Raw genomic sequence first — 25296 nt, 5'->3', positions numbered from 1 at the left:
CGCAGGAGGGTGTGACATCAATGTAGCGGCATGGCAGCGCTGGGCTGCGGCGTGGCGAGCGTGGGCGTGCGGGCCGCTAGCCGCCGTGGCGGAGGAGCTGGCCGCTGTAGGTCTCGGTCTGGGTGTCTTCGGAAATGGTTTCGGCGCCGTTCACGATGACGCTGCGGTAGCCGCTGGCCCGCTGGATGCGGCGCCACTCGCCGCCCGGCAGGTCGTGCACCACCTCGTTCGGACCGACTGCGAGGTTCTCGGGGTCGTACACCACGACGTCAGCAGGACCGCCTTGGCGGATGAGGCCCCGGTCGCGGAATCCGGCGAGCTGCGCGGGAAGCGCCGCCAGCCGACGATGCGCTTCCTCGTAGGTCACCCACTGGTTCTCACGCACCTGTTCGGACAGCGTTTCGGTGGGGTAGCGCCCTGCCGTGAGGAACTTGGTGTGCGCCCCGCCGTCGGACACGCCGAACAGCATGTGCGGGTACTGCACCACGTCGCGCAGCAGCTCTGAGCTGCCCTGCGGCGGTGCCACGAAGAACAAGGTGTCGAGCCCGTCCGTCACGGCCACGTCGAGCATGAGGTCCACCGGGTGCTTGCCCGCCACCTCTGCCGCCTGGCCCACCGACATCTCCCGGTACTGCTCGGTCGATTCGCTGCGCGGCGACAGGATGGTCACGGTCTCGATTCCCGCGGTCGCCGTGCGGGGCATCGTGTCCTTGAGGGCTTGCCGGCGCTCGGGATCGGCCATCTTGGCCAGGCGCTCGTCCTTGTCGCCCATGCAGGCTTCCATCCAGGCCTCGGAGTCGTCGTAGAGGTTCCAATCCTCGAGAGTGAACGTGAAACCGGCATCGCTGGTCACGCCTTGGCCGTACACCGGAACGCCCTGCTCGCGGCAGCGTTCCAGCCACTCGATCTGACGGCGGTGGATGGTGGGCTTGTCCTCGAACGCCTGCACCACGTTGTGCAGCAGCGGCCGGCCGCTGATCGACGCGATCTCCTCGAGGTGGGCCATGTCGTGAGCCACGTTGCCGCTGGTGAGCGTCATCTGTACGACGCCTTCGTTGCGCTCGGCGAGCACGCGGGCCAGCACCCGGGCGGTCTCGTCGTTCATCATGTCGGTCGGCATCGGCGTGCCGTCCCAGTCGCGCTGCACCGCAGCGGGCCCGGTCGGTGGCAGCCGCTGCGCCGACCAGCCGCAGCCGCCTGCGTCCATCGCCTCGTGCACCAGCTTGGCGAGCATCTCGTGCTCGCCCTCGGTGGGCAGGCGCCCAGACTTCGCGTCGTCGAGGCCGAGCACCATCACCAGCATCGGGCCGATCGGCACGTACGGCAGGATGTTCATCGCCTTGGGCGTGCGTTCGAGGCTGTCCAGATACTCCGGAAAGGTCACCCAGTCCCAGGGCATGCCCTGGCGCATCGACTCGTACGGGATGGCCTCGACGCGGGTCATCGAGCGCATGGCGTACTCGCGCATGTCGGGATCCACCGGGGCGAAGCCGAAGCCGCAGTTGCCGATGGCCACCGAGGTGATGCCGTGCCAGCCCGACAACGTGCAGTAGGGGTCCCAGAAGACCTGCGCGTCGTAGTGGGTGTGCAGGTCGACGAAGCCGGGAGCGATGTGCATGCCGGAGGCGTCGATGACCTTGGCACCCTCCCGGGCGTCGACCCGGCCGACAGCGGCGATGCGCCCACCGGCGATGCCGACGTCGCCGCGCACCCTCGGTGCCCCGGTGCCGTCGAAGATCATCCCGTCCTTGATGACGATGTCATAGGTGCTCATGGCAATATCTCCTGAAGCTTGCGCGTCCGATGCCCCTGTTCCAGTGTCTCGGCTGCGATGTCTCGGTGGCGACGTCTTGATTGTGCCGCGTGAGGCGACAGCCGTGCTTGCCGGCGCGGAGGAATGTCAGCCCTCGATGTCCCAGCCCATCCGCTGAGCCGCGTAGAGCGTGTCGGTGTATTCCTCCATGTGGGCGATCAATCCATCGCGGCAGTCGTACACCCAGCAGTACTGGTTGTCGTAGTCGCGACCGGTGGCCTTGGCGGTGGCCGTCAGCCGCTGCAGCACAACGGCGGTGCCGCCGTCGACGATCATCCTGCGGACTTCGAGGCTGATCGGCTGGGAGATGTCGAAGGTCTGCCTCACGACACGGCCTCCCAAGGCCTCCACCACGTCTTTTGCGCCCGTCATCGTGTCGACGGCGTTGCCCTGCGCGGCCGTCTCGGGCAGCACCCAAGTGACCTCCGGGTCGAGGCACTCGAGCATGGTGTCTCGGTCGGCCGTCGTCAGCGCCGCGTAGTAGCGCTCCATCAAGGCCCGCGTCTCTGCACTCTGCATGGTCGTCATTCCTCCTGTTGCGAAGCGATTTACGGCGCCGTAGCGCGCAGCGCGTCGTCGAGTCGGTCGAAGAGCTGCCCGATCTCGTCGTCGTCGATGATGAGCGGCGGGCAGAACGCGAGTGCATTGCCGATCGACCGCGTGATGACGCCTCGCTTGAGGAAGGCCTCCTTGGCCTCGGTGGCGTCTCGACCCAGATCGCAGGCCCAGATGCCGCCAAGACCCCGGTAGCCGTCGATCATGCCGTCACCCTGGAGCGCGAGGAAGCCCTCTTCCATCCGGTCGCCGATGTCGCGTGCCCGATCGACCAGTCCTTCAGACTCGATGACGCCGATATTCGCAATGCCGGCCGCGCAGGCTGTCGGGTGACCGGAGTACGTGTAACCGTGCATGAACTTGGTCTCGTCGGCCTCGAGCAGGTTGGCGATGTCGCGTGACACCAACACGCCTGCCAACGGGATGTAACCCGACGTGACGCCCTTCGCGAACGTGAACATGTCGGGTGCCACGCCGAACGTCTGACCGGCGAACCAGCTCCCGGTGCGTCCGAAACCGCAGATGACCTCGTCGAAGATCAACAAAGCGCCGTGTTCGGTGCACAGTCGACGAAGCCCTTCGAAATACCCCGGTGGCGGCGGAACAACGCCTCCGGCGCCCTGAATGGGCTCGGAGATGACCGCCGCAATGCGCTCGCCTTGCTCCGCGAAGAGCTGCGCGGCGGGCTCGACGTCGTCGTTGGGTATCTCGACCACGTGGGGCATGAGATCGCCCCAGCCCTCGCGGTACGCAGCTCCGCCCTGCACGCTGGTACCGCCCACATTCACGCCGTGGTAACCGGCGGAGCGGCGAACGATGATCTGCCGATCGGTGTCGCCCTTGAGATGGTGAACGCGACGGGCGAACTTCAATGCCGTGTCCACGGCTTCGGAGCCCGAACATGCCAGGAACACTCGGCCGTCAGGGTGCTGCGATCGGGCGCGGACCATCTCGGCGAGTTCGACAGCGGGGCCGTTGGAGAAGGGCTCGAATGTGTTGTAGGTCGCGAGCTGATCGAGCTGCGCACCGATGGCATCGATGACGGTGCGGTTCCCGTGGCCGATCTGGCACAGCCACAAGCTGGCGAGGCCGTCGATGTACTCGTTGCCAGCGTCGTCGGTGAGTTTGACGCCCTCGCCCGAGACGATCCGAATGAACTCGTTCTCGCTGCGGCCGACAATCGAATACGGATGGATGAGTGCGTTGCTGTCCATGGTGGACACCCCCGTGTTTGCGCTCCCGAGAGCCTGGGCGCAGCCTACGCGTGCGCTCGGGCCGGGGGCTCAGCCTCCCAAGGGTCGCGCGGATAGGTGAACGTTCTCGTTGTCGCACCTGTTGTTTCCCGCTCTAGTTCGCTTCGCTCACGGGCCGCTCGGGCCACGGCTTCGCCCTGCGGGCTCAGCCTCTTTAGGCTGATGGCGTTTGGCGGCCTGCCCGAGGGTGCTGCCGCTGGAGGGAGTTTCGATGTCGCTGCGATACGGCCGGCCGCTGGTCATGATTCCCGGCCCGTCAGTCATCCCTGATCGGGTGCTGAACGCGATGCGCCGTCCCCTCCCGAACATCTACGAGGGCGAGGTGGTCGATCTCACCTATTCGCTGCTCGAGCGGCTGCCCGCGCTGGCCCGCACCGAGCACCGGGCCTACATCGCCATCTCCAACGGGCACGGTGCCTGGGAGATGGCCACGACAAACACGCTGTCACGCGGCGACAAGGTGCTCGTGCTCGAAGTGGGTCACTTCGCCACGAACTGGGCCGAGATGGCCGCGATGAGCGGTGTCAAGTTCGAAGTGCTGCACGCACCTGATCGGGCAGCCATCGAATTCGATGCCGTGCTGGACCGGCTGCGTGCCGACGTCGGACGGGAGTTTGCGGCGGTCTTCGTCGCCCAGACCGACACTTCGACGACAGTGCGCAATGACATCGCCGCGGTACGGCGCGCACTGGATGAGGCCGACCACCCGGCGCTGCTGATGGCCGACTGCGTGGCGTCACTGGGCTGCGAACCCTTCGAGATGGATGCCTGGGGTGTGGACGTGACGGTTGCGGGCAGCCAGAAGGGCCTGATGGTGCCGCCGGGCCTCGGCATTGTCTGGGTGGGCCCGAAGGCATGGGAAGCACATCAGCGAGCCGACCTGCGCACCGCCTACTGGGACTGGTCACGGCGGACCGATCCCGACGCCCACTACTGGATCTTCTGCGGCACCCCGCCGGTCCAGCACCTGTGGGGCCTCGCCGAAGCGCTCGACATGATCGACGAGGAGGGCTTGGAGAACATCTGGGCACGTCACGATGTGATGGCGCGAGCCGTGCACGCTGCGGTGGATGCGTGGTCGGCGCCGGGCGCTCTCGAGCTGAACGTGCCGGTGCCGTCGCATCGCTCGAACTCGGTGACGCTGGTTCGCACGGGCGAGGTGCCGGCTGGCCAGATCCGCCATACATGTGAAGACGAAGCCGGCCTCACCTTGGGACTCAACATTCAAGGCGACCCCGACGCGGCCTTCCGCATCGGGCACATGGGGCACCTCAACCCGCCGATGCTGCTCGGGACCATCGGCACTATCGAGGCCGTGCTCGGATCCATGGATGCGCCGATGGGTGGTTCAGGGGCCGCAGCAGCGGCCAGCGTCATCGCCGAGGCCACCACGCCGGTGCCAGACCTGCAGCAGAACCCCAGCACCTGCTGCTGAGCAGCGGCACAGATTGCTCGCCGCCGGGCCCCGAGGATCCCTAGCCGGCGGTGAGCTGGCGGACGAGCACGACAGTGGCGCTCGTGGCCGCTACCGACAGCACGATGATTCGGAAGCGCGGTCCTGCAATCCGCGGCCGCAGCCACCTGCCGATCGGCAGGCCGAGTGCGACGGCGGGCAGCAAGCCCAACCCGAGCCAGAGCTCCCGCAGGCCGAATTCCCCGATGACGGCGAGGGCAGCGATGATCGCCGTGCCGACGAACAACATGAAGGTGGCCAAGGTGGCCCGCAGGGTTGCCGGCTCCCAGTGGCTGGCGAAGACGGCGTACACCGGCCCGGGCACGGCCGCCACCGACGACGAGAACGCTGTTCCGGCACCAGCCGCATAGTCAGCTCGGCGCCCCTCGGGCGGCCGGAAGCCGATGGCCTGCACCGCCACGGCTGCCAGCACGAACACGCTCACAGCGATCGCCAGCGAGCGGTCGCTCAGCACGGTCAGCAGCGCGACACCGCCGACGAGACCGAGCGGCGCTGCAATCAACTGCCTGCGCAGAGCAGGAGCGTTCAGGGCCGCTCGGTCCGCGATGGCGTTGCGGAGGTTGATGCCACCGGCGAGCATCAGCATGGGTCCGGGAATCCCCGTCGGCTCGATGGTCACCAGCACCGGGCCCACGATCAAGCCCATGCCGATGCCGATGCACGCCTGCGTTCCCGCCCCGGCGGCCACGAACAGCGCCGCGATCAAGTACTCGAGGACACTCATCGGACCCGCTGGGCGCGGCTCACGAGGTGTCTCGCTGGCCGCTCATATGGCAGTTCACTCGTCGGGCACGCTCACACCGGCAGGTTGCCGGTGGCGGCCCCGGTGCTGCCGGTGTCGGTGTAGGCGGCGATGGTGCGCTGCGCGATGCGCATCTGGTGCACCTCATCGGCACCGTCGGCGAAACGGGCCCAGCGGGCGTGCTGGTACATGTGGGCCAGCGGGGTGTCGGTGGAGTAGCCCAGCGCTCCGTGCACCTGGATCGACCGGTCGATGACCCGGCCGAGCATGTTCGCCACGAAGTGCTTCGCCATCGACACTTCGGCCTTGAAGTCTTCGCCCGTGCCGGCTTGCGCCCGGTCGACCTTGTAGGCCGCGTGCAGCACCATCAGCTTCGCCTGGTACAGCTCCATGGTGCTGTCGGCGATCATCCACTGGATGCCCTGCTTCTCGGCGAGCAGCGAACCGTGGGCGAACCGGTTGAGCGACCGGTCGACCATCATGTCGAGCGCCGTCTGAGCCTGGGCGATCCAGCGCATGCAGTGCGCCAGGCGCGCCGGCCCCAGCCGGTACTGGCCCAACAGGTGTCCCTGGCCCCGCCCGCCCAGCATCTGGCCGGCGCCGACCCGCAGGTCCTCGATGAGGATCTCGCTGTGGCCCGTTGAGCCGTGCATGGTCTCGATCTGGCGCACTTCGGTCCAGCCGTCGGCTGGCAGGTCGACGATGAACGCTGAGTTGCCGGCCTGGGGGATGTCGGGGTTGTCCTCGGTGCGGGCGATGAGGATGGCGAACTTGGACCGGTGCGCGTTCGAGATGAACCACTTGTGCCCGTTCAGCACCCACTCGTCGCCGTCTGGGTAGCCGCGGGTCTGGATGAGCGTGGGATCCGAGCCGGCCACCTCGGGCTCGGTCATGGCGAAGCACGACTCGGCGCGGCCCTCGCACAGCGGCGCCAGGTAGCGCTGCTTCTGCTCATCGGTGCCCCAGTGCAGGAGCGTGTGCATGTTGCCCTCGTTGGGTGCTTGGCAGTTGAGCACCCACGGTCCGAACCGGGTCTTGGCGGCCTCGGCCTGCACCATGGCCATCTCGACGTGACCGAGCCCCATGCCGCCCCATTCAGCGGGCATGTGCGGCAGCCACAGGTGCTCGTCGCGCGCCCGCTTGCGCATGCCCAGCAGCGCCGTCACATATGCGTCTCGGTCGGTCTCCTCGAGCCGTTCGTCGTCGATGCGCCCTTCCACCGGACGCACCTCGACGTCGATGAACGCAGCGATGCGCTTGCGGAGCTCCTCGAGTTCGGGGCTCAGGCTGAAGTCGATGGCCATCGGGCGTCCTCCTGTGATGCACCGCTGCGAGCTGGCCGGTGCGGTCTAGATCGTGAAGGGCTCCCCGTCGCCCCGCTCCCGCACGGCGATCTCCTCGACCGGCTTCCGGCTCAGCTTGGTGAGCTGCTTGGTCGGCTTGCCGATCGGCAGCAGGGCGCACACTGCCTCCCAGTCCTCCAGTCCGAGCAGTTCCTTGGCTGCGGGCTCGCTTGCCGAGAGCAGCGTGGTCATTGCCCCGCCCAGGCCCTCATTACGGGCACCCAGCAGGATGTTCCACGCGAACGGGTACACCGATGCGCCGCTGACCACGCCGATGCGGTCCTGTTCCTTGTCGATCGAGGCCACGTTGCGCAGATCGACGGTGATCACCAGCACGACGGGCACTTCGTCCATGTGCTCGAACATCGGTAGCGGGAACTTCAGCGATTCGTCGGCCATGGCCTCTTCGATGTTCACCGATGACGGGCTGTAGCTCTGCCAGTACACCTCGCCGGCAGCGACCTGAGCCGCAGCGACCCGCATTGCTGGAATGCACAGTTCGCCGAGGCGCTTCTTGCGGGCGGGATCTCGCACCACGATGACCTTGTGGCCCTGGCGGTTGCCGCCGCTGGCGGCGAACCGAGCGTTGTCGAAGATGCGGTACAGCACCTCGTCGGTGACTTCGTCGTCGGTGAAGTCCCGAGCGGCGAAGGTGGTGCGCATGACGTCGTAAATCTCCATCTCGCCAGTCTCGCACCGGTCGGCCAACTCCGCGCCGGGCATAGCTTTCGCGTCAGAATCGCCGGGTACCTGGCCGTGTCATCGCCATGTGATGGTCATACCGAGGGAGGATCGTGAGCTTCACCCGTGTCCTGATCGCCAATCGCGGCGAGATAGCCATCCGGATCGCCAAGGCTGCCGGTGCCCTGGGAATCGAAACAGTGGCGGTGCACGCGCCGGTCGACGAGCGCTCGCTGCACCTGGTGGCCGCTGATCAGGTTGCGCCGTTGCCGGGCGGCGATCCGCTGGCCGCGTACCTGAACATCGACGCCCTGCTGCGGATCGCAACCGAGCACGGCTGCGACTGCGTCCACCCGGGTTACGGCTTCCTGGCGGAGAACGCAGCTCTTGCCGCTGCCTGCGCCGAGGCGGGACTGACGTTTGTGGGCCCTGCCGCAGACACGCTCGAGCTCTTCGGCGACAAGGTCCGCGCCCGCGCCTTGGCTGCTTCGATCGATGTTCCCGTCGCCGGAGGATCGCCGGGTGCCGTTGCCGATGCGGCCGCGGCCGCTGACGCTGCCGCGGAGATCGGTCTCCCGGTGATGCTGAAGGCCGCTGCCGGCGGCGGCGGACGGGGCATGCGCGCTGTGGAGCGCATCGAGGACATCGCCGAAGCGTTCGAACGGTGCTCCAGTGAGGCCGCAGCGGCCTTCGGCGACGGCGCTGTGTTTGTGGAGCGCCTCGTGGAACGACCGCGCCACATCGAGGTGCAGGTGCTGGCCGATGTCCACGGCAACGTGGCGCATCTGTGGGAACGGGACTGCTCGGTCCAGCAGCGCAACCAGAAGGTCATCGAGATCGCGCCCGCGCCGGGACTTGATGCCAGCCTGCGTGACCGGCTGCACGCTGATGCCGTTCGGCTCGCTGCACAGGCCGGTCTGGCGAATGCAGCAACGGTGGAGTTCTTGGTGTCGCCCGAGACCGGCGACCACTTCTTCATCGAGTGCAACCCGCGCATCCAGGTGGAGCACACCGTCACCGAGCAGGTCACCGGCGTCGATCTGGTCGAGGCGCAGTTCAGGATCGCTGCAGGTGTGCACTTGGAGGAGATCGGCGTCGTCGCGGACAACGCAGACCGGGGCAGGGCCGCGGCGGCGTCCGTGGCTGCTCCGCGCGGCTACGCCGTGCAGGCACGAGTCGTAGCGACTGGTTCTGGCGCGATCTCGGCGTACCACGAACCGTCAGGCGCGGGCGTCAGGGTCGACGCGGCCGGCTATGCCGGATACACGCCGCCACCGCACTATGACCCGCTGCTTGCCAAGGTCATCGGTACCAGGAGCACTCTCGAAGCTGCAGTGGCGCGCACATCGGCCGCCTTGGCCGATTTCCATATCGGCCAGCTGCCCACGAACATCGACATGCTTCGCCAGATTCTCAGCCACCCCGCCGTGCGCAGCGGTGATGCACGCACCACCTTGCTCACAGAGATGGTGCCGCTGCCTGGCGACGGGACGGCGGTCGCGACGAGCACCAACGGCGTATCGGACGATGCCCGAGGCAGCGCCTCGCGACGCGCTGCGATGTTGGAGAGCACCCCAGCGGTCATGCCTGCGACGCCGTCACCGGCCACGGCGCCGGCGTCGACATGGCCGGACCGCGAGTTCGCCGACGGTGAGGTTGCGATTCGCAGCCCGCTGCCCGCGAGTGTCGTCGAGGTCCGGGTGAGCGCCGGCGACACCGTCACAGCGGGGCAAGCGCTCGTGGTGCTGTCGGCCATGAAGATGGAGACGGAGGTCACCTCCCCGTGCGAGGGCACAGTCTCAGCGCTGCGCGACCTGCAGCCCGGCGACCAGCTGGCGGCCGGCGCCGTGCTGGCCGTGGTGCTGTCCGGCGCAGACGCCGGCGGCACTCCGAGCGCGGGCACAGCCCCTAGCGGCTGGGAGCCGCTGCTGGACGACGTGCAGACGTTGCAGCGGCTGGCGGAGGAACGACTGGGTCCCGACTCAGACGAGCCCGGCGTGGTCCGCCAGCGCAACCGGGGCAAGCTGCATTGCCGCGACCGCATCCGCCTCCTGCTCGACGACGGCAGCTTCCGGGAGGTCGGCAGCCTGGCCGGTTTCGCTTCCTACGACGACGAGGGTGAGATCGCAGCCTTCACGCCGGCCAACCATGTCGGCGGGACCGGCAAGATCAACAGCCGGGAGGTCGTGGTCTGTGCCGACGACTTCACCTCGCGAGGCGGTCATGCCGACGGTGCTATCGGCGCCAAGAGCTTCTATTTGGACTTGCTGTCCACCGAGCTGGGCGTGCCGTCCATCCGGCTGCTGGACGGTTCGTCCGGCGGCGGCAGCGTCGCCTCGATGGTGCCCGAGCAGCGCAAGGAAGGCGAGAGCAGTGCCAAGGAGAGCACCGGGGCCATCAAAGCCGGCCGGCCTCGGGTGACGGGCGGCGGCGGTTCGTTCCTGCCGTCGCACTTGGGCAGCACCGAGTATGCGGAGCAGCTCGCGACGGTGCCGGTGGTCAACATGCTGCTGGGCAGCGTGGTCGGCATCGGAGCGGCGAAGGCCGTGCTGGGGCACTTCGCCGTCATGGTGCGCGACATCTCGCAGCTGTTCGTGGCAGGGCCGCCGGTCGTGAGCCACGCCATGGGCTACGACATCTCCAAGGAAGATCTCGGCGACTGGCGCATCCACTGCACGAACGGCTCGGTCGACAATCTCGCCGAGACCGAGGAAGAAGCAGCCGATCTCGTTCGGCGATTCCTGTCGTACTTGCCGTCGTCGGTGTACGAGACGCCGCCGGTGCTGCCGCCGGACCCCGACGATCCGCCGGACCGGCGTGACGAGGAGCTGCTGACGCTGATCCCCCGCAAGCGCACCACGACGTTCGACATCCGCCGGGGCATCGAGCTGATCTGTGACCGAGGTTCGTTCTTCGAGATCGGTTCGCTGTGGGGCACCGATCAGGTCGTCGGGTTTGCCCGCATGAACGGGCACCCGGTCGGCGTGCTGGCGTCCGACAGCCGTCATCCGAACGGCGGCGCGCTGACCGCCGACGGCTGCGACAAGCTGACCCGTCACATCGACCTGTGTGACCTCTTCCATATGCCGATCCTGAACCTGTGCGACAACCCCGGCTTCGCAGTCGGCGTCGAGCACGAGATCACCGGCACCATCCGCAAGGGCGCAACCTGGATGACGGCATTCGCGCAGGCCGCGGTACCGATCTTCACGGTGCTCATGCGCCGCAGCTTCGGCGTGGCTGGCAACAACTACGCCACGCCCCGGCGCCAGCACAGCGCCCGTGTGGTGTGGCCGGCCGCCGATGTGGGCGGCATCCCGCCCGAAGGCGGCATCGAGGCCGCCTACAAGCGGCAGCTGGCTGAGGCGGAGGACCCGGTGGCGCTGCGGGCCGAGCTCGAAGCGCGCATCGAGGCGGCGCGTGGCCCCATCGGGCCGCTCAACCGGTTCCAGATCGAGGAGATGATCGATCCTCGCGAGACCCGCCGGCTGATCTGCGAGTGGATCGAAGGCGCCTACCGGGTCGTGAACCGGCCGGCCCAGCTCGTGCCCCGCCCGATCGCATTTAGGCCTTGATTGTCCGACCCTGATCTGGCGGCGCCGCCTGGCCCTCGGCCGAGGATGCCAACCGCACGATCAGCTTACGGAAGATCACCGTGTGGATCGGGACGAGCGACCACCAATAGATGCGACCGAGCACACCTCTGGGATGGAAGCGTGCCCGCTGACGCAGCCGTACACCCTCGGCCGACTCGCTGAGCTGCCATTCCAGCCACGCGTCGCCCGGCACCCGCATCTCTGCGCGGAGCCGCAGCAGTTTGGGCGGCTCGCAGACCTCGACGCGGAAGAAGTCGATTGCGTCGCCGACGTGCAGGTCATCTGGGTGCCGCCGACCCCGCCGCATGCCCACGCCGCCGACCAGCTTGTCGAGCGCACCTCGCAGCTGCCACAACCATTGGCTCGCGTACCAACCGCGCTGGCCGCCGATGCCGGACACTGTTGCGAATACATCCTCGATGGTCGTTGCCACCACCACCTCGCGCTCGTCTGCCAGCACAGTCCCCCCGGCCCAATCGGGGTCTTGGGGCATCGGCGACGCTGCTGTGCGACTGGCTGCGCTGTCCATCCAGCTGGTCGTGATGTCCAAGTCCTGAACATGCTGCAAGGCTCGCTCAAGGGCTTCGTCCAGGTGCAGTGTTCGATGCTCCAAGCGACGGTCGATGCTGCGGGCCTCGCTGACCACGACGTCATTGACGAGGCTGTCCACGAGCGGCCGCGCGAGGTCGTAGGGCAGCGGGGTCACCAGCTTCACCCAGTGCGACGACAGGCGGGGGGTGAGCACCGGCACCGGCAGGATCAGCCTTCGTCGCAAGCCTGCACAGCGCGCGTAGGCACGCATCATGTCGCGGTACGACACGACATCGGGGCCACCGATCTCGGCGATCTCGTGTGCCGCCGCGGGCATGCCCACCGCCGCGGCGAGGTAGTGCAGGACATCGGCGATGGCGATGGGCTGGCAACGAGTGGCCGTGACCCAGCGTGGACAGATCATCGCCGGCAACACTTCGACGAGATGTCGCAGCATTTCAAAGGAAGCACTGCCCGAGCCGATGATGACCGCTGCTCGAAGCTCCGTGACCGGCACCGATCCGCTGGCGAGCAGTCGCCCGACCTCGTGCCGGCTCTCCAGATGGGGCGACAGCTCCGAGGGTGCGTCGCTGCCCAGCCCGCCGAGATACACAATCCGCTGGAGCCCGGCCGTCTCGGCAGCGTGCGCCATGTTCTGGGCGCCGATCCGGTCAGCGCGTGCGAAGTCGTCGGTCATGCCCATGGCATGAACGAGGTAGAACGCAACGTCGCATCCGGCCAGCGCCGCCTTCAGCGACGCAGCGTCAGCCACGTCGCCGGAGCGCACCTCGACGTCTCGGCGCCAGGAGCGGTTCGCCAGCCGCTGAGGATTGCGCGAGATGCACACCACGTCGTGACCGCCGGAGATCAGATATGGCACGAGACGGCCGCCGACGTACCCCGTCGCACCGAGTACCGCGAGCTTCACGACCTCATTTTTGCTGCCATGGCGGGTGAATCGAGGTCGCGAGTCGGCGTCGTCGATCGGTCAGATCACACCGATTCCACGACCCAGACTGCGGGGGCGGTCGGGCTACGTGCCTGCTCGATCTCGTCGAACTCGGCTGCGTCCTCGAGAGCGCCATTGATGCCGTTGCCGGCGGGTATGGCACGGGCGCGGAATTGGTCTGCTTCTCGTTTGCGGGCGATGATTTCAACGAGAGCGCTCCGAGACTCGTTGGCGGCGAACCAACCGGTGTCGGCTTGGCCGCTTTCAGCCGGCTCGGGGAGATCACGTGTGACGGTCAGCACGGGTGTCGGCGTCGGCCTTGAGGATCGAGGCCGGACCGGAGCTGCCCACTCAGATTCCGGCGCCGGAGCTGTGAGGTAGTCGCGGGCCGGGTTGCCGGCGAAGCTGTACACGACCAAGCCCACTACCGCGACCACTGCCAGGGTGAAGAAAGCGGAGCGGTAGCTGTAGATGTCGTGCAGGACCCCGGTGATAAACGGTCCTCCGGCCAAGCCGGACACCATCAGCAGCGAGCCGAATCCGTAGATGCGCGGTAGTCCCGCACACCGAAGGCGTCGGCCAGGATCAGCGGGTGGAGCATCAGCAGGTTGCCCATGGCGCTGCCGAGCACCAGCACGCCGAACAGGATGGCGAGCCCGCTGCCGGCGACAGCCAGCAGGCAGAGCCCGATGGCCTGCACCACCATCAGCACCATCGTGAGCCAGCGCAGCGACACCTTCAGCGCCGCGACGCCGCCGCAGATCCTTGCAACGACGCTCGTGCCGGCCAGCACCGCAACCGCGGTCGAAGCTGCAGCGTCTGAACCGAGTCGGTCCCCGGTGAGCTTGTACATGTGCTGGATGGCCCCAACCTGGCTGCTCATCACCAGCACGAAGCCGATGGCGGTGAAGATGAAGAACCGTGTGCGGATGGCCTGCTGGTACGGCGTTCCCGGCGGCGGCCTGTCCGGAGCAGCGCCCGGCTCCTCCGACCGGCGCTCCCCATCGGGATGCAGCCCCACATCCTTTGGCCATGCTCGAATGAAGAACCAGGTCGAGATCAGCAGCAGAACGCAATACACGATGGCGAAGCGGGGCGCCCAGTAGACCAACGTGTCGGCTTCGATTCGAACGCTCAGCTGCGGCAGCAGGACGATGCCGCCCAGCGACAGACCGGTTGACGCGATTGCCATCGCCACCGAGCGGCGGCGTTCGAACCAGCGCGTCACCAATGTGGTGGTGGGCACGAGGCCGCAGAGTCCGAAGCCGATGCCGAAGACGGTCATCACGACGAACATCTGCCAGCCGCTGTGCACCTGTGCGAGCAGCGCCATGCCGGCAGTGCTGGCCGCGGTGCCCGCGGTGATCACCCAGCGAGCGTCGAAGCGATTGACCAGCTTGCCCGTGTAGTACCCGCACAGACCCGACGCCAGAAGGAATGCGCCCACGCCTGCACCCGCGAGGCCGGTGCTGAAGCCCTGCTCGTCCACGAACGCGTCCAAGAACGCGCCGAGGGCGTAGAAGACCATGCCCGAGGTGACCATCATCACACCGAAGACGCCGGCCAGCACCAGCCAGCCCCGGAGGGACCGCTGGCTGCGCTCAGCGGTCGCCACCGGCACATTCACGCCTGACAGCCTGCCAGCTAACTTGCCCAGATGCGCCTGCTCTGGCACCGCACCCACGTCGGTTCGCAGCAGGTTGTGTGCGTGGCCGCGCTGTGCGTACTCGCCGCTGCAGCGTGCACTCCAGCGGACGGCACAGACGGCACGACTGGGCCATCTACGTCGTCGGCAGCAGCCGCAGAAGCGCTAGCACCGGAAACATCGCAGGAGGCCACTCCGTTGACTGGTGCCACTGCCTCAGGCGACTGTCTGCCGGATACTGATGTCGTCGGTTCGCACGGACGCCACCGCCTCGCCTCGGGCGGCAATGAGTACGGGTACCTGCTCTATGTGCCGGCGTCCGCGTCAACGCCGGCACCGCTGGTCATGAACTTTCACGGCCTGGGCGGCGACGGACCCGGCCAGGCGGCCTACACGGGTTACACAGACTTGGCCGATGACGAGGGCTTCGTGGTCGTCCACCCGTCCGGTCTGGGCGACGATGACTGGGGAGGCGTCCGGAGTTGGGAGCTCGCCCACAGCGACACCTCGTCGCGTGACGATGTGCAGTTCGTCAGCGATCTGATCGATCGAGTCTCCGAACAAGCGTGCGTCGACGAATCACGCGTCTACGCGACCGGATTCTCGAACGGGGGCTACTTCAGTGCGTACCTGGCCTGCGAATTGGCAGACCAGATTGCGGCGACGTTCTCCGTCGCCGGCGTCAGCCATCCCGAAGGGTGTCAGCCCTCCCGCCCCGTGGCCATGGCAGCCGTTCACGGCACGGAAGACGAAGTCGTGCCCTTCGACGACAGCCGGGAATCGGTGTTGTTGCAGGGGATGCAGATCCATGACGAGAAGGCCCAGGAACTCGAAGCGTTCTTCGCGGAGATCATCCCCGACGAGCTCGCGGACTTCGCAGCTGTATTCGGCTGCGCGATCGTGACAGAGAGCGAGTTCGACTCCACGACATCGCTCACGAGCTACACCGATTGTGACGGCGGTGTCGAACTGCGCTTCTACGCGGTCGAGGGCCTCGGTCACGTCTGGCCCGGCTCATCGTGGGAGAAGGGCAATAGCAAGAATGGTGGCGGCTCAGATGCCGGCATCAGCGCCACCGCGGACGGCTGGGCATTCATGAGCCAGTATTCGCTGAACCGGTGAGAGCGACCAGAATCAGCGCGCACGGCAGAAAGCGAGCAGACGCATGGAGATGATGAAGGCGGGCCGCATGGTGGACGTGGGTCGCATGGAATGCGAAGAGATTCCCGTGCCGCCGCTGGACGAGGCCTCTTCAGACGCCGCCCCGTCCTACCGGCCAGACGCCGCCTTGGGCATGACGGCGGTGAACTACGACGTGCTCATCCGCTCGGAGATGGCGTCGATCTGCGGCAGCGACCTGCACATGGTGATGATGGGCGCCGGCCTCGCTCACCGGCCCCCCTGCCCGCACGGCTTCCCGGGCCACGAAGGCATCGGCATGGTGGTGGAGAGCCGGGCGCCCGGCCTTCCCGAGGGCACACATGTGCTGACGTTCCCGAACCCGCCGGTGGGCGAGTGCTTCAACGCCTTCCAGCGGGTCAACTCCGGCTATTGCGTGCCGCTGCCGGCTGGTGACGTGCCCCGTTCGCACCTGCTCATGGGCCAGCAGCTCGGCACCGTGATCTACGCCATGCGCCAGCACCCACGTGATGTCACCGGCGAGACCGTCATGGTCATGGGCCAAGGCTCGGCGGGGCTGTTTTTCACCTACCTGCTGAAGCAGGCCGGCGCCGAACGGGTCATCGTCTCGGACCTGTCGCCGACTCGTCTGGCCGTCGCCGAGGCCTACGGCGCGGACGAGTGCCTGAATGCTGCCGAGCTCGGCAATGTCGGGGTCATCGAGGCGGTCAAGGAGATGACCAACGGCCGCGGTGCCGACTATGTCGTCGAGGCGGTCGGCCGCTCCGACACGTTCCTGGACTCGGTCGAGCTCGTGCGCATGGACGGCCAGCTTTTGTGGTTCGGGCTGCCGTCGACCGACGACAACATCCATGTGCGCTTCCAGAAGTTCTTCCGCAAGCGGCTGTCTGCCGCCAGCACCTACGGGGCCCAAGACGAACCCGGCTCCATGTCATTCCGGCAGGCGCTGCGGCTGATCGCCTCGGGCGACATCGACGTCTCGCCGTTGCTCAGCCACGTGTTCGACGTGAGCGACATCGGCGACGCCTTCCGGCTGGCCCACGAACCCCACGACGCCGGCGCGCTGAAAGTGTCGGTCAGCTTCGACTGACCTTGGCTGGCTCAGTCATCCGATCGAGTCGGGGACCCCAGAGCGCTGCTAGGGGGGCTGAGCGGAGTCTGTCGCCGAAGCTGAGCGCGTGGCGGCCGGTGTGCAGCAGGATGCCGGCGCGGAATGCGCCCGGCTCCGTACGGTCGAGGCTGTCGCGCAGGGCGGCAATGTGACGCAGGTCGGTGGCGCGTGGCGAGGATGTGGCCTTGATTTCGACCGCGACGATGGTGGCGTCGGGCCGCTCCACAATGAGATCTGCTTCACGACCCGCGTTGTCGCGATAGTGGTAGAGCGTTGCACGATCGGCGCGGGCTGCCAGTTGCCGGGCGATCTCGCTCACGGCGAACGTCTCCAGCAGCGAGCCGGTTGCGGTCGCGGTCGGCGTGCGCAGCGCGGCGGCGTCGACACCGCTCAACGCCGCGGCCAGCCCGCTGTCGGTGAGATGCAGCTTGGGCCGACGCACGACGCGTGCCGATCGGTTGCGGGTCCACGACGGCAGTTCATGCACCAGGAACACCGTGCGCAGCCAGCCCAGATACGACTCCACGGTCGCTCGGTCGGCACCGAGTTGCTGCGACCACCGCGTCAGGTTCGCCTCGCTGGCCGTGTTGGCGGCGGCAAGGCGCAGCAGCCGTCCGAGGAGTTCGGCGCGCCGGATGTCGCCGAGGCTCACGATGTCGCGGCTGATGACCGTCTCGACGTAGCTGCCGAACCACTCGGCGCGTCCTGCTGGCGCGAGTTGCTGCACCTCGGGGTAACCGCCGGCACACACCATCCCCAAGTAGCCGTCACGGTCGGGCCAGTCGGCCCCCCCGGCGGCGAGCGATTCCGGCGCGGCAGCGCCCCCCTCGAACCAGCGCTCGATGGCAGGTGCCATACCGCCGTCGCTTTGATCGGTGACTGCTACTGGATGGTCACCGGTGAGTGCCGGTGTCGAGTCGCCCCGTCGGCCGTCCGCGGCATCTCGCGCCGCGGTAGCCAGCTCCAGCTGAGAGAACGGCCACAGTCGCAAGATGATGGCCCGCCCGGCCAGCGATTCGCTGACGGTGGGCACGGTCAGGAAGTTCGTTGAACCAGTGAGCAAGAAGCGGCCGCGGGTGTCGTTCCCGTCGACGGCGATCTTGATTTCGCGCACCAGTCGGTCTCCGCCGAGCTGCACTTCGTCGATTACCAGCGGCGGCGCATAGGCGCGCACGAAGGTGCGCGGATCGGCGCGCGCAGCATCGAGCATCTGTTGGTCGTCGAGCGTGATGTATGTGCCGCCGCGCGCTGCCGCAACGGCACGGGCCAGCGTGGTCTTGCCGCATTGACGGGCACCGTGCAGGATCACGACCCGCGCGTTGTCGAGCGCGTCCGCCAGCCGAGGCCGCATGTGCCTGTCGACCAGGTCCATGCGAACCAGAGTAGTGCTCAAATCACAGTTTAGTCAGAGATCTAACCGACATTCTGTATAGTCGCTGATCCCAATTCTGCATAACCCCGGGGTTCCCCCGGCGTTGCGAGTGCTGCGAATTCTCAGCAGCGCTACTTTTTCTCATCTCTTCTGCATCTGACAGCGGCAGATTGAACGCAGTCGGCTCAGTCGAGCGCTTCGATCACCTGCACGAGGATGCCGAGCCCCAATTCGTCGAGGGCTGCCCGGCATGTCGCCGCCATCGCCTCAGCAGGCGCCCCGTTCATCTGCTTGCAGCACGCACATGAAGTGGAATGCGGTGGCGAAGGTGCCTGCTGGCGGTGATGCCTGTCCGAAGTGGTCGTCACCCCAGCACTCGATCTCGCCGCCCGTGCGCAGCCCGCACGTATGCCAGAGCGCGGCGGAGACAGCAGTGAACGCGCCCGGTGGCGGCGATGCCTGCCCCTGTTCGTTGAAGCCCCAGCATTCGACTTGCCCGTCGGTGCGCAGCCCGCAGCCGTGAAGGCTCCCGGCCGAGACAGCGGTGAAGGTGCCGGCGGGCGGCGACGCTCGCCCCAAGAAGCAGAGCGGAGCGACGCACGGTGCGGTCGTTGAGCGTGATGGGTCTTGGCCCGGTTCGGCGGCCATCGGCTCAATATCGTCGAGGAACGGCCCTGCCTCCCATCGGTCGTAGCCCCAGCATTCGATCTGCCCGTCGGTGCGCAGCGCACATGAGTGGGCCCATCCGGCTGAGACGGCCGTGAAGGTGCCTGTCGGCGGTGATGCCTGTCCGTATCTGTTGTCGCCCCAGCATGCGATCTCGCCGTTGATCTGCAGCCCGCACACATGCCAGGAGCCGGCTGAGACTGCGGTGAAGGTACCTATGGACGGTGTCTCAAGGACTGCGTCGATACCCCAGCATCGGATCCGTCCGCCGGAGTGCAGCCCGCACGCATGAGCAAATCCAGAGGTGACAGCCGTAAACGTAGCTTTTGGCGGCTTTCTGATCATCGCGGGGGCACCCCAGCATTCGATCTGGCCGTCGGCGCGTAGCCCGCACGAGTGCGTTTCTCCGACAGCGATGGAATCGGCAGCGCGTCGCCACGACAAACCCGACGCCATCTTCGACGTGTGCACCTTCGCAGCGCCGCCGATCGCATGTGCGCCGTGCTGGCCCGCAACGTCTGGAAGGCGGTGTGCGCCGCCAGCGGCGGGCAGCGCCGTAGTCGCCAACGCCAAGAGCACAATCCCGAGACCTGTACGAGCGAGGCGCATCACTCTGTCACGGTAGCCACCTGCTGAGAGTGGTCAACCGGCCTCCGACCCGGCCGCCCCCTGCGCCGCTGCCTCAGTCTCTCTGCACTGCCTCACGAACCGTCGATACGACGTGCCCCCGAAGCACAGCACAGCGGCGAGGGCTGCCAGCGCGGCAGTCAGACCGATGAGCGGCGATACGTCGGCGTAAAGCAATGCGAGGCCGCCGAACACAATCACGATTGAAGGCGCGCGGCCTCGGAGTCGGGTCGCCCAAAAGCCCCTCGATCCGGCTCACGCCGGCGAGGCTAGGCACCGGCCCGGCGCAACGCCGGGCAGCGCCGAACGTCAGCCCGACGAAACCCCAGCAGCCGCCTCAGCCTCACGACGGCGGTTCTTCGCCCAGTAGTAGGCGGCGACAAGGGCCGCGATGACTACCACGGGAGCGCTGAGCACCCACCAAGGCAAACCCGTGAGGCGACTCACGAAAAATTGGATTGCTTGCACAGCCAAGAAAACCGGCCAAAACCAAGAGCGGCCTGTCTCTTGCCGGGATGCCAGCGTGTCGGCGGTGCTCATGGTGTCAGGACAGCCAGCCGCCGAGCCTCAGCCCGATCAAACCGCAGCCCGCTCGGTCTCTTGTTGCCGCCTACGTCGAGCAGATTTGACAGCAGCATCTATGCCGGCCGACACGACGAACCACCCGAGGCCAGCAATCGCAAGGCGCAGCGGCATTGAGTCGATGTAGAGCCTTGCCGTCGTCCTGACGAGGATGGCTACGACCACGAGAACACCTGCTCGCAAAGCGAGCCTTTGCCATCTCGACTCAGCCGGGGCGGCTGTGTTCGTCGTCATGGTGTCAGGGTAGTTCGGGGTGTTGATCGTCGTTTACCGCCTCACCTGCATTCGAACGTGTCGCCGCTGTCGCAGGCGTACTTGCGCCAAATCCGGATGAAGTCCTCACCGGTGATCTCCCCATCCTCGAGCCTCTGACCCGCCCGCTCCAGTTCGTGGTGCTCGGTCTCGCCGTTGCCGTCGTAGTCGCCGTCGGGATCGTTCGGATCAGGCGTCGGCTGCTGGCCCGAGCCGCCCGAGCCGCCCCTGGAACCACCCGAGCCGCCCCCGGAACCACCCGAGCCGTCATCATTGGGGCCGCTGTCGTCAATCGGAGGAATTAGCTCCAAACCGATATTGCACCCGAGGCCGGCGGCATGCTGCGCAATCTTCGCGCCAGCCGCTGGCTTGCCCCTAAAAACTGCGGAGTACGCAGCGCCGGCCAGCACCGAGCAGCCTGCGTACGTGGCTGTCACCTCGCCCACCTTCCTCACCGGCGTGGGCAGCTCGTTCCAAGCCTTTTTGTATTCGTTGATGGCCGCCTCACGGTCTGCGTCGTTGAGTTCCGCTACCCCTTGGGTGGACTCTCTCCAATCCTCCAAAATGTCGCGGATTTCACTCGCTGCAGCGTCGCCCAAGACCTTGATGTAGGCAAGGATTTCTTGGTTCGAGGATCTGCATCCAGACGGGGCAGGGCTGACGTTGTAGGTGCCGTCAGGGTTGGCAGTGTGGAGCGCGTCGCGTGTGTTGCTAACCCATGTCTTGCAGGGATCGGTGCTGGTGGTTGGGGTGGTCGTGCCGCGGTTCTGACGCGTGCCCTTCTGGTTGCCGCCGTCGCCGCCGGAGTCGTCGCCGCTGTTGTCGCCGCTGCCCGTGTCGTCATCACCGCTGTCGCCGCTATCGCCACTGTCGGTGTGGGTGCTGTCATCGTCGCTGCCGCCCGAGTCGTCACCTCCGCCGTCGCCGCTGCCCGTGTCGTCATCACCGCTGTCGCCGCCGCCCGAGTCATCACCTCCGCCGTCGCCGTCGCCGTCGCCGGAGTCATCGCCGCCGTCGCTGTCGTCGTCTTTGTCGGCGTTGGGGTCGTGGTTCTCGTTGGTGGACGGGGCCGGGTAGCAGTTCGGGTAGGTGCCGAGCATCCCCTCGCCGCAGGTCGGCGGCGGGGCGTGCTTGTGTGCGACGTTCTCGGTCCAGCACTGGTTTCCGGAGAACGGATCGAACGCGCAGTAGCGCTTGGTCTGCGTGTGAGCGCCGGCGGGCGATGCCGCGATGACGGTGAGCGTGGACGCGGCGACAAGCAGCGCGGCGAGCGCTGCGAGGGTTCGTCTTGGCATGTCGGTTCCTCTGGGCAGGTAGCGGGTTGCGGTGGTGATCCGCGGTTGCGTCGCCCGCTGCGGGGGGACCCATGCATCTGTGCCGCCCGTGCGGGCGACGCGTCCGCGAATCGTTGGTTTCGGGTACGGTCCGCGCCCATGAATAACCAAACGTATGTTCGTGATATGTTGAGGGTCGTCTCCTATGCGCGGGTGTCCACCGGCGCGCAGGCCCAGTCGGGGTTCAGCACCGACGCCCAGCACCAGGCGGTCGGCCGCGAGGCCCGGCTGCGCGGCTGGCAGGTCGCGGAGCGCATCACCGACGACGCCGTGTCGGGCACGGTGCCTGCCCAGCGGCGGCCCAAGCTGGCCGCAGCGCTCGACCGGCTGGCACGCGGCCGGCTCGACGTGCTCGTTGTGGCCAGGTCGGACCGGCTCGCGCGTTCGCTTCTCGAGCTGCTGCATCTGCACGAGCGCGCCCAGGACGAGGGCTGGACTCTTGTCGCTCTTGACCTGCCAGTCGGCATCGCAGGCCCGGAGGGCCGTCTGTTCATTGGGCTTCGCGGCCTCGTCGCGGAGTTCGAAGCCGCCATGGCACGCGCCCGCACCACCGACGCGCTCGCCGTGGTCCGCAGCCGCGGCGTGCGCCTCGGCCGGCCCAGCCGCCACGGCAAGGCCACCAAAGAGCTCGCCGCGCGGCGCCGCGCTGAGGGCGCCAGCCACGGCCAGATCGCCGCCGAGCTCACTTCGCTCGGGATCCCGACGCCTACCGGCAAGACCGTCTGGACACGCTCTTCGGCGCAGTCGCTGCTGCGCACTGTCGCGCACGACGCAGCGGCCTGCGCCCGCGCCGAGGCGCACAGAAAGGCTCACGGGTTGCCCGGCGATACCGGTGCGCCGCCGCGGCAGGCCGTGTGAGGCCTGCCCGCAGGCCGGTTGACGTCACGTCCGTAGACGTATACAATACGAACGTTTCAGATACGGCTCGAAATCAACCTTGGCCAACAGATTTGACGCTCTGTGGGCGTGAGGCATGGGCGATTCGTCGCCGCCGCCTGCTTGGTCTGAGACTCGGCGGACGATGTTCGGCTCAGTCGAGCGCTTCGATCACCTGCACGAGGATGTCGAAGCCCTCGTCCAGCTCGGCTTCGGTCACGTTCAGCATCGGGGTGATGCGGATGACGTTGCCGTACAGGCCGCCCTTGCCCACGAGCAGGCCGCGTTCCTTGGCGGCGTCCACTACGGCCGTCGACGTTGCCGCGTCTGGTTCGATGCTGCCGGGGTGGCAGAACTCGATGCCCTGCATGAGTCCCTTGCCGCGCAGCTCGGCGACGTGAGGCGACGCATCGCACACCGGCGCCAGCCGTTCAGCCATCTGCGCCCCCCGCGCAGCGGCATTGCCCTGCAGGTCGTTCTCGAGCACGTACCGCAACGTGGCACGGCCCGCTGCCGTCGAGAGGGGGTTGCCGCCGAACGTGGTGAACGACGTGCGGGTCAGGCAGTTCATGAGTTCGGCACGCGCCACGATCCCGGCCAGCGTGATGCCGTTGCCGACGCCCTTGGCGAAGGTGATCGCGTCGGGGGTGATGCCGTGGGCCTCGTAGCCCCAGAAGTTCTCCCCGGTGCGGCCCCAGCCGGTCTGCACCTCGTCGGAGATGAACAGGATTCCCTCGGAGTGCAGCACCTTGCCCAGCGCCCCGAAGAAGCCGTCCGGAGGCACGGCGAACCCCCCGACCCCCTGGATGGGCTCGGCTATCAATGCTGAGAACCCCCCAGAGTCGGTCATGTCGATGAGCTGGACGAGATCCTCCACGCAAGCATTGGTGAAGGCATCGTCGTCGAGGTCGCGGAATGGGCTGCGCAGCCGGTAGCCGCCTTGCACGAAATGCACGTCGAGCCCGCTGTGGCTGGTGGTGGACCACCCCCTGTGGCTGGTGATGGCCTGGGCGGTGAGCGAGCGGCCGTGGTAGCTGTTGCGCATCGCCAGCACCTGGTTGCTGTTGCGGTAGTTGGTCGCCAGCAGGATCGCGGTGTCGTTCGCCTCGCTGCCCGAGGTGGTGAACAGCACCCGCGGATCCGCGATGCCCGAGACGGCGGCGACCTCCTCGGCGAACGAGATCATCTCCTCGTTCAGGTACAGCGTCGAGGTGTGCATCACCTTGGCTGCCTGGGACTGCACGGCCTCGACGACGGCGGGATTGGCGTGCCCGATCATGGTCGTGAGCACGCCGCCGAAGAAGTCCAGGTAGCGGCTGCCCTCGTTGTCGAAGACGTAGCTCCCCTCGCCGCGTTCGATCGAGATCGGCTGGGCGTACAAGGGGCTGATGAAGCTGGGCAGGACAGCCCGGTAGCGCTCCGCGAGGTCGGCGGTTGTGGCCATTGCGACATCGTAGAGTTCGCGTTTATGGCGGGGTTGACGAAATGGGTGTCGCAGGCCTACGAATCGGCCCGCAGCGTCATGCAGTTCGGCGAGTTCGAACGCGACGCGGACAAGCGGCATTTGATCCGCGCCGCCGACGTATCCGACTTGCGCCGCATGGCCAAGCGCCGGATGCCAGGTGGCTGCTTCGACTACATCGACGGCGCCGCTGAAGACGAGATCAGCGCAGAGCGCAGCGTCTCCGCTTACCACCGTTGGCAGTTCCGGCCCCGTGTGCTGCGAGACGTGACTGAGGTGGACATCTCGGGCAAAGTGCTCGGCCAAGAGGTGCCGATCCCGCTCGTGATTGCGCCGACCGGCTTCGATCGCATCGCTCATTCTCAAGGCGAGCTGGCCGTGGCCCGCGCTGCCGAACGTGCCGGCATCCCGTACTCGCTGTCGACGATGGGGACGCGCTCGGTCGAGGAGGTCGCTGACGTCTGCGACGGCAGGAAGTTCTTCCAGGTGTACGTCTGGCGCGACCGCGAGTTGATGGCCGACCTGCTCAAGCGTTCAGCGGCGGCCGGTTACGAGGCGATCATGATCACAGTCGACACAGCGGTGCTCGGCCGCCGCGAGCGCGACGTCCGCCACGGCTTCAGCCTCCCGCCCAAGCTGGGTCCCGACACGATCATCGACGGGCTGATGCATCCGCGCTGGCTGCTGGACTTCCTCAGCAACGAGCCCATCAAGTTGTCCAACTGTGAAGGGGCAACGGGCGGCGACGGCGGCGATGCCGTGGCGCTGGCCGACTACATCAACAGCCAATTCGATCCATCGCTGTCGTGGGATGACATCGAGTGGTTCCGCGAGCGCTGGGACGGCCCGGTGATGCTGAAGGGCGTGCTGTCGCCCGACGACGCCAAGATCGCCGCCGACATGGAGCTCGACGCAGTGATCGTGTCGAATCACGGCGGCCGCCAGCTCGACGGGGCGCCCGCGCCGGTGGAGTGCGTGCCGGCGATCCGCGAGGCGGTCGGCGATCGCTGCGAGGTGATCTGCGACGGGGGCATCAGGCGCGGCAGCGACATCGTGAAGGCGCTGGCGCTGGGCGCCGACTCGGCGATGATCGGCAGGGCGTACTTGTATGCGCTCGGCGCGGCCGGCGAGACCGGCGTCGACTGGGTGCTCAACTACTTCGTCGAGGGGATGACCCGCACGATGCGTCTGAATGGCGTTCGCTCCACTGCGGACCTGACCCCCGACCTGCTCGAACGCGTCTGAGGCGGCACTGATGGCAGAACAAACATCACCCGGGCGCGCCCTTGGCG

General features: G+C 67.2%; 19 protein-coding genes. 6 read left to right on the top strand and 13 right to left on the bottom strand.

The genetic code is table 11. From position 1 onward, the window contains the following. Positions 1 to 76: 76 nt before the first annotated feature. From ACOQPE_RS02475 to ACOQPE_RS02465, 3 genes are all read right to left on the bottom strand, one after another. Positions 77 to 1774 (bottom strand): N-acyl-D-amino-acid deacylase family protein, encoded by a 1698-nt coding sequence (locus tag ACOQPE_RS02475; protein WP_420610342.1) that lies wholly within the window; start codon positions 1772 to 1774, stop codon positions 77 to 79. Positions 1775 to 1900: 126 nt separating this feature from the next. Then, on the bottom strand, positions 1901 to 2332 hold the full coding sequence (locus ACOQPE_RS02470; RefSeq protein WP_420610341.1) for a nuclear transport factor 2 family protein: 432 nt from the start codon (positions 2330 to 2332) through the stop codon (positions 1901 to 1903). Positions 2333 to 2361: 29 nt separating this feature from the next. Further along, positions 2362 to 3582, bottom strand: a complete 1221-nt coding sequence (locus tag ACOQPE_RS02465) for an aspartate aminotransferase family protein (RefSeq protein WP_420610340.1) — start codon at positions 3580 to 3582, stop codon at positions 2362 to 2364. Between the two features lie 250 nt (positions 3583 to 3832). Between ACOQPE_RS02465 and ACOQPE_RS02460 the strand changes: the two genes are divergently transcribed. After that, positions 3833 to 5056 (top strand): pyridoxal-phosphate-dependent aminotransferase family protein, encoded by a 1224-nt coding sequence (locus ACOQPE_RS02460; RefSeq protein WP_420610339.1) that lies wholly within the window; start codon positions 3833 to 3835, stop codon positions 5054 to 5056. 40 nt (positions 5057 to 5096) lie between these two features. On the opposite strand, the gene ACOQPE_RS02455 is transcribed toward ACOQPE_RS02460, so the two are convergent. From ACOQPE_RS02455 to ACOQPE_RS02445, 3 genes are all read right to left on the bottom strand, one after another. Further along, positions 5097 to 5819 carry a TSUP family transporter gene (locus ACOQPE_RS02455; protein ID WP_420610338.1) on the bottom strand — a complete coding sequence of 241 codons (723 nt, stop codon included), beginning with the start codon at positions 5817 to 5819 and terminating at the stop codon, positions 5097 to 5099. A gap of 71 nt (positions 5820 to 5890) precedes the next feature. Beyond that, the gene (locus ACOQPE_RS02450) at positions 5891 to 7141 is read right to left on the bottom strand and encodes an acyl-CoA dehydrogenase family protein (RefSeq protein ID WP_420610337.1); all 1251 of its coding nucleotides are present in this window, start codon (positions 7139 to 7141) and stop codon (positions 5891 to 5893) included. A 45-nt stretch (positions 7142 to 7186) separates the two neighbouring features. Further along, positions 7187 to 7861, bottom strand: a complete 675-nt coding sequence (locus ACOQPE_RS02445; RefSeq protein WP_419916556.1) for a nitroreductase family protein — start codon at positions 7859 to 7861, stop codon at positions 7187 to 7189. A 113-nt stretch (positions 7862 to 7974) separates the two neighbouring features. On the opposite strand from ACOQPE_RS02445, the gene ACOQPE_RS02440 reads away from it, so the two are divergent. Beyond that, positions 7975 to 11436, top strand: coding sequence for a carboxyl transferase domain-containing protein (locus tag ACOQPE_RS02440; RefSeq protein ID WP_420610336.1), 3462 nt, complete (start codon positions 7975 to 7977; stop codon positions 11434 to 11436). Here the strand turns inward: ACOQPE_RS02440 and ACOQPE_RS02435 are convergent. The 3 genes from ACOQPE_RS02435 to ACOQPE_RS02425 all read right to left on the bottom strand — a co-directional run bounded on the left by ACOQPE_RS02435 (position 11426) and on the right by ACOQPE_RS02425 (position 14612). Next, positions 11426 to 12916 (bottom strand): SDR family oxidoreductase, encoded by a 1491-nt coding sequence (locus ACOQPE_RS02435; RefSeq protein WP_420610335.1) that lies wholly within the window; start codon positions 12914 to 12916, stop codon positions 11426 to 11428. The genes ACOQPE_RS02440 and ACOQPE_RS02435 overlap by 11 nt on opposite strands. 65 nt (positions 12917 to 12981) lie before the next feature. Continuing rightward, positions 12982 to 13461: a hypothetical protein gene (locus ACOQPE_RS02430; RefSeq protein WP_420610334.1), complete on the bottom strand. Its 480-nt coding sequence runs from the start codon at positions 13459 to 13461 to the stop codon at positions 12982 to 12984. Beyond that, positions 13461 to 14612 (bottom strand): MFS transporter, encoded by a 1152-nt coding sequence (locus ACOQPE_RS02425; protein ID WP_420610333.1) that lies wholly within the window; start codon positions 14610 to 14612, stop codon positions 13461 to 13463. The genes ACOQPE_RS02430 and ACOQPE_RS02425 overlap by 1 nt, the downstream gene beginning before the upstream one ends. Between ACOQPE_RS02425 and ACOQPE_RS02420 the strand changes: the two genes are divergently transcribed. Further along, complete coding sequence (locus ACOQPE_RS02420) at positions 14595 to 15704, top strand: alpha/beta hydrolase family esterase (protein ID WP_420610332.1); 1110 nt, start codon at positions 14595 to 14597, stop codon at positions 15702 to 15704. The two genes, ACOQPE_RS02425 and ACOQPE_RS02420, sit on opposite strands and share 18 nt — an antisense overlap. Positions 15705 to 15747: 43 nt before the next feature. After that, complete coding sequence (locus ACOQPE_RS02415; protein ID WP_420610331.1) at positions 15748 to 16812, top strand: zinc-dependent alcohol dehydrogenase; 1065 nt, start codon at positions 15748 to 15750, stop codon at positions 16810 to 16812. On the opposite strand, the gene ACOQPE_RS02410 is transcribed toward ACOQPE_RS02415, so the two are convergent. The 3 genes from ACOQPE_RS02410 to ACOQPE_RS02400 form a co-directional block, all read right to left on the bottom strand. Further along, entirely contained in the window at positions 16799 to 18205 is a 1407-nt protein-coding gene (locus tag ACOQPE_RS02410; RefSeq protein WP_420610330.1) for an ATP-binding protein, read from the bottom strand. The genes ACOQPE_RS02415 and ACOQPE_RS02410 overlap by 14 nt on opposite strands. A gap of 267 nt (positions 18206 to 18472) precedes the next feature. Further along, positions 18473 to 19480 (bottom strand): RCC1 domain-containing protein, encoded by a 1008-nt coding sequence (locus ACOQPE_RS02405; protein WP_420611341.1) that lies wholly within the window; start codon positions 19478 to 19480, stop codon positions 18473 to 18475. An 875-nt stretch (positions 19481 to 20355) separates the two neighbouring features. Beyond that, positions 20356 to 21627 carry a hypothetical protein gene (locus ACOQPE_RS02400; RefSeq protein WP_420610329.1) on the bottom strand — a complete coding sequence of 424 codons (1272 nt, stop codon included), beginning with the start codon at positions 21625 to 21627 and terminating at the stop codon, positions 20356 to 20358. A 165-nt stretch (positions 21628 to 21792) separates the two neighbouring features. Between ACOQPE_RS02400 and ACOQPE_RS02395 the strand changes: the two genes are divergently transcribed. Continuing rightward, complete coding sequence (locus ACOQPE_RS02395) at positions 21793 to 22524, top strand: recombinase family protein (RefSeq protein ID WP_420610328.1); 732 nt, start codon at positions 21793 to 21795, stop codon at positions 22522 to 22524. Between the two features lie 172 nt (positions 22525 to 22696). On the opposite strand, the gene ACOQPE_RS02390 is transcribed toward ACOQPE_RS02395, so the two are convergent. Next, positions 22697 to 23986, bottom strand: coding sequence for an aspartate aminotransferase family protein (locus ACOQPE_RS02390; RefSeq protein ID WP_420610327.1), 1290 nt, complete (start codon positions 23984 to 23986; stop codon positions 22697 to 22699). 24 nt (positions 23987 to 24010) lie between these two features. On the opposite strand from ACOQPE_RS02390, the gene ACOQPE_RS02385 reads away from it, so the two are divergent. Further along, complete coding sequence (locus ACOQPE_RS02385; RefSeq protein ID WP_420610326.1) at positions 24011 to 25249, top strand: alpha-hydroxy acid oxidase; 1239 nt, start codon at positions 24011 to 24013, stop codon at positions 25247 to 25249. The last annotated feature ends 47 nt before the right edge of the window (positions 25250 to 25296 follow it).

This window comes from Candidatus Poriferisodalis sp. (assembly GCF_965219595.1).
In the GTDB taxonomy this organism is placed as follows: domain Bacteria; phylum Actinomycetota; class Acidimicrobiia; order Acidimicrobiales; family Poriferisodalaceae; genus Poriferisodalis.
Note: the sequence above shows the minus strand (reverse complement) of the source record. Positions and strands in the feature narration are given on the sequence as shown.

What these genes read in the sequence shown, in the direction of transcription:
- ACOQPE_RS02390 (WP_420610327.1), bottom strand. Translation starts at nt 23,986, where the DNA reads ATGGCCACAACCGCCGACCTCGCGGAGCGCTACCGGGCTGTCCTGCCC.
- ACOQPE_RS02395 (WP_420610328.1), top strand. Translation starts at nt 21,793, where the DNA reads ATGTTGAGGGTCGTCTCCTATGCGCGGGTGTCCACCGGCGCGCAGGCC.
- ACOQPE_RS02405 (WP_420611341.1), bottom strand. Translation starts at nt 19,480, where the DNA reads ATGCGCCTCGCTCGTACAGGTCTCGGGATTGTGCTCTTGGCGTTGGCG.
- ACOQPE_RS02385 (WP_420610326.1), top strand. Translation starts at nt 24,011, where the DNA reads ATGGCGGGGTTGACGAAATGGGTGTCGCAGGCCTACGAATCGGCCCGC.
- ACOQPE_RS02410 (WP_420610330.1), bottom strand. Translation starts at nt 18,205, where the DNA reads ATGGACCTGGTCGACAGGCACATGCGGCCTCGGCTGGCGGACGCGCTC.
- ACOQPE_RS02420 (WP_420610332.1), top strand. Translation starts at nt 14,595, where the DNA reads ATGCGCCTGCTCTGGCACCGCACCCACGTCGGTTCGCAGCAGGTTGTG.
- ACOQPE_RS02450 (WP_420610337.1), bottom strand. Translation starts at nt 7,141, where the DNA reads ATGGCCATCGACTTCAGCCTGAGCCCCGAACTCGAGGAGCTCCGCAAG.
- ACOQPE_RS02445 (WP_419916556.1), bottom strand. Translation starts at nt 7,861, where the DNA reads ATGGAGATTTACGACGTCATGCGCACCACCTTCGCCGCTCGGGACTTC.
- ACOQPE_RS02470 (WP_420610341.1), bottom strand. Translation starts at nt 2,332, where the DNA reads ATGCAGAGTGCAGAGACGCGGGCCTTGATGGAGCGCTACTACGCGGCG.
- ACOQPE_RS02415 (WP_420610331.1), top strand. Translation starts at nt 15,748, where the DNA reads ATGGAGATGATGAAGGCGGGCCGCATGGTGGACGTGGGTCGCATGGAA.
- ACOQPE_RS02465 (WP_420610340.1), bottom strand. Translation starts at nt 3,582, where the DNA reads ATGGACAGCAACGCACTCATCCATCCGTATTCGATTGTCGGCCGCAGC.
- ACOQPE_RS02475 (WP_420610342.1), bottom strand. Translation starts at nt 1,774, where the DNA reads ATGAGCACCTATGACATCGTCATCAAGGACGGGATGATCTTCGACGGC.
- ACOQPE_RS02430 (WP_420610334.1), bottom strand. Translation starts at nt 13,461, where the DNA reads ATGGTGTCCGGCTTGGCCGGAGGACCGTTTATCACCGGGGTCCTGCAC.
- ACOQPE_RS02455 (WP_420610338.1), bottom strand. Translation starts at nt 5,819, where the DNA reads ATGAGTGTCCTCGAGTACTTGATCGCGGCGCTGTTCGTGGCCGCCGGG.
- ACOQPE_RS02460 (WP_420610339.1), top strand. Translation starts at nt 3,833, where the DNA reads ATGTCGCTGCGATACGGCCGGCCGCTGGTCATGATTCCCGGCCCGTCA.
- ACOQPE_RS02400 (WP_420610329.1), bottom strand. Translation starts at nt 21,627, where the DNA reads ATGCCAAGACGAACCCTCGCAGCGCTCGCCGCGCTGCTTGTCGCCGCG.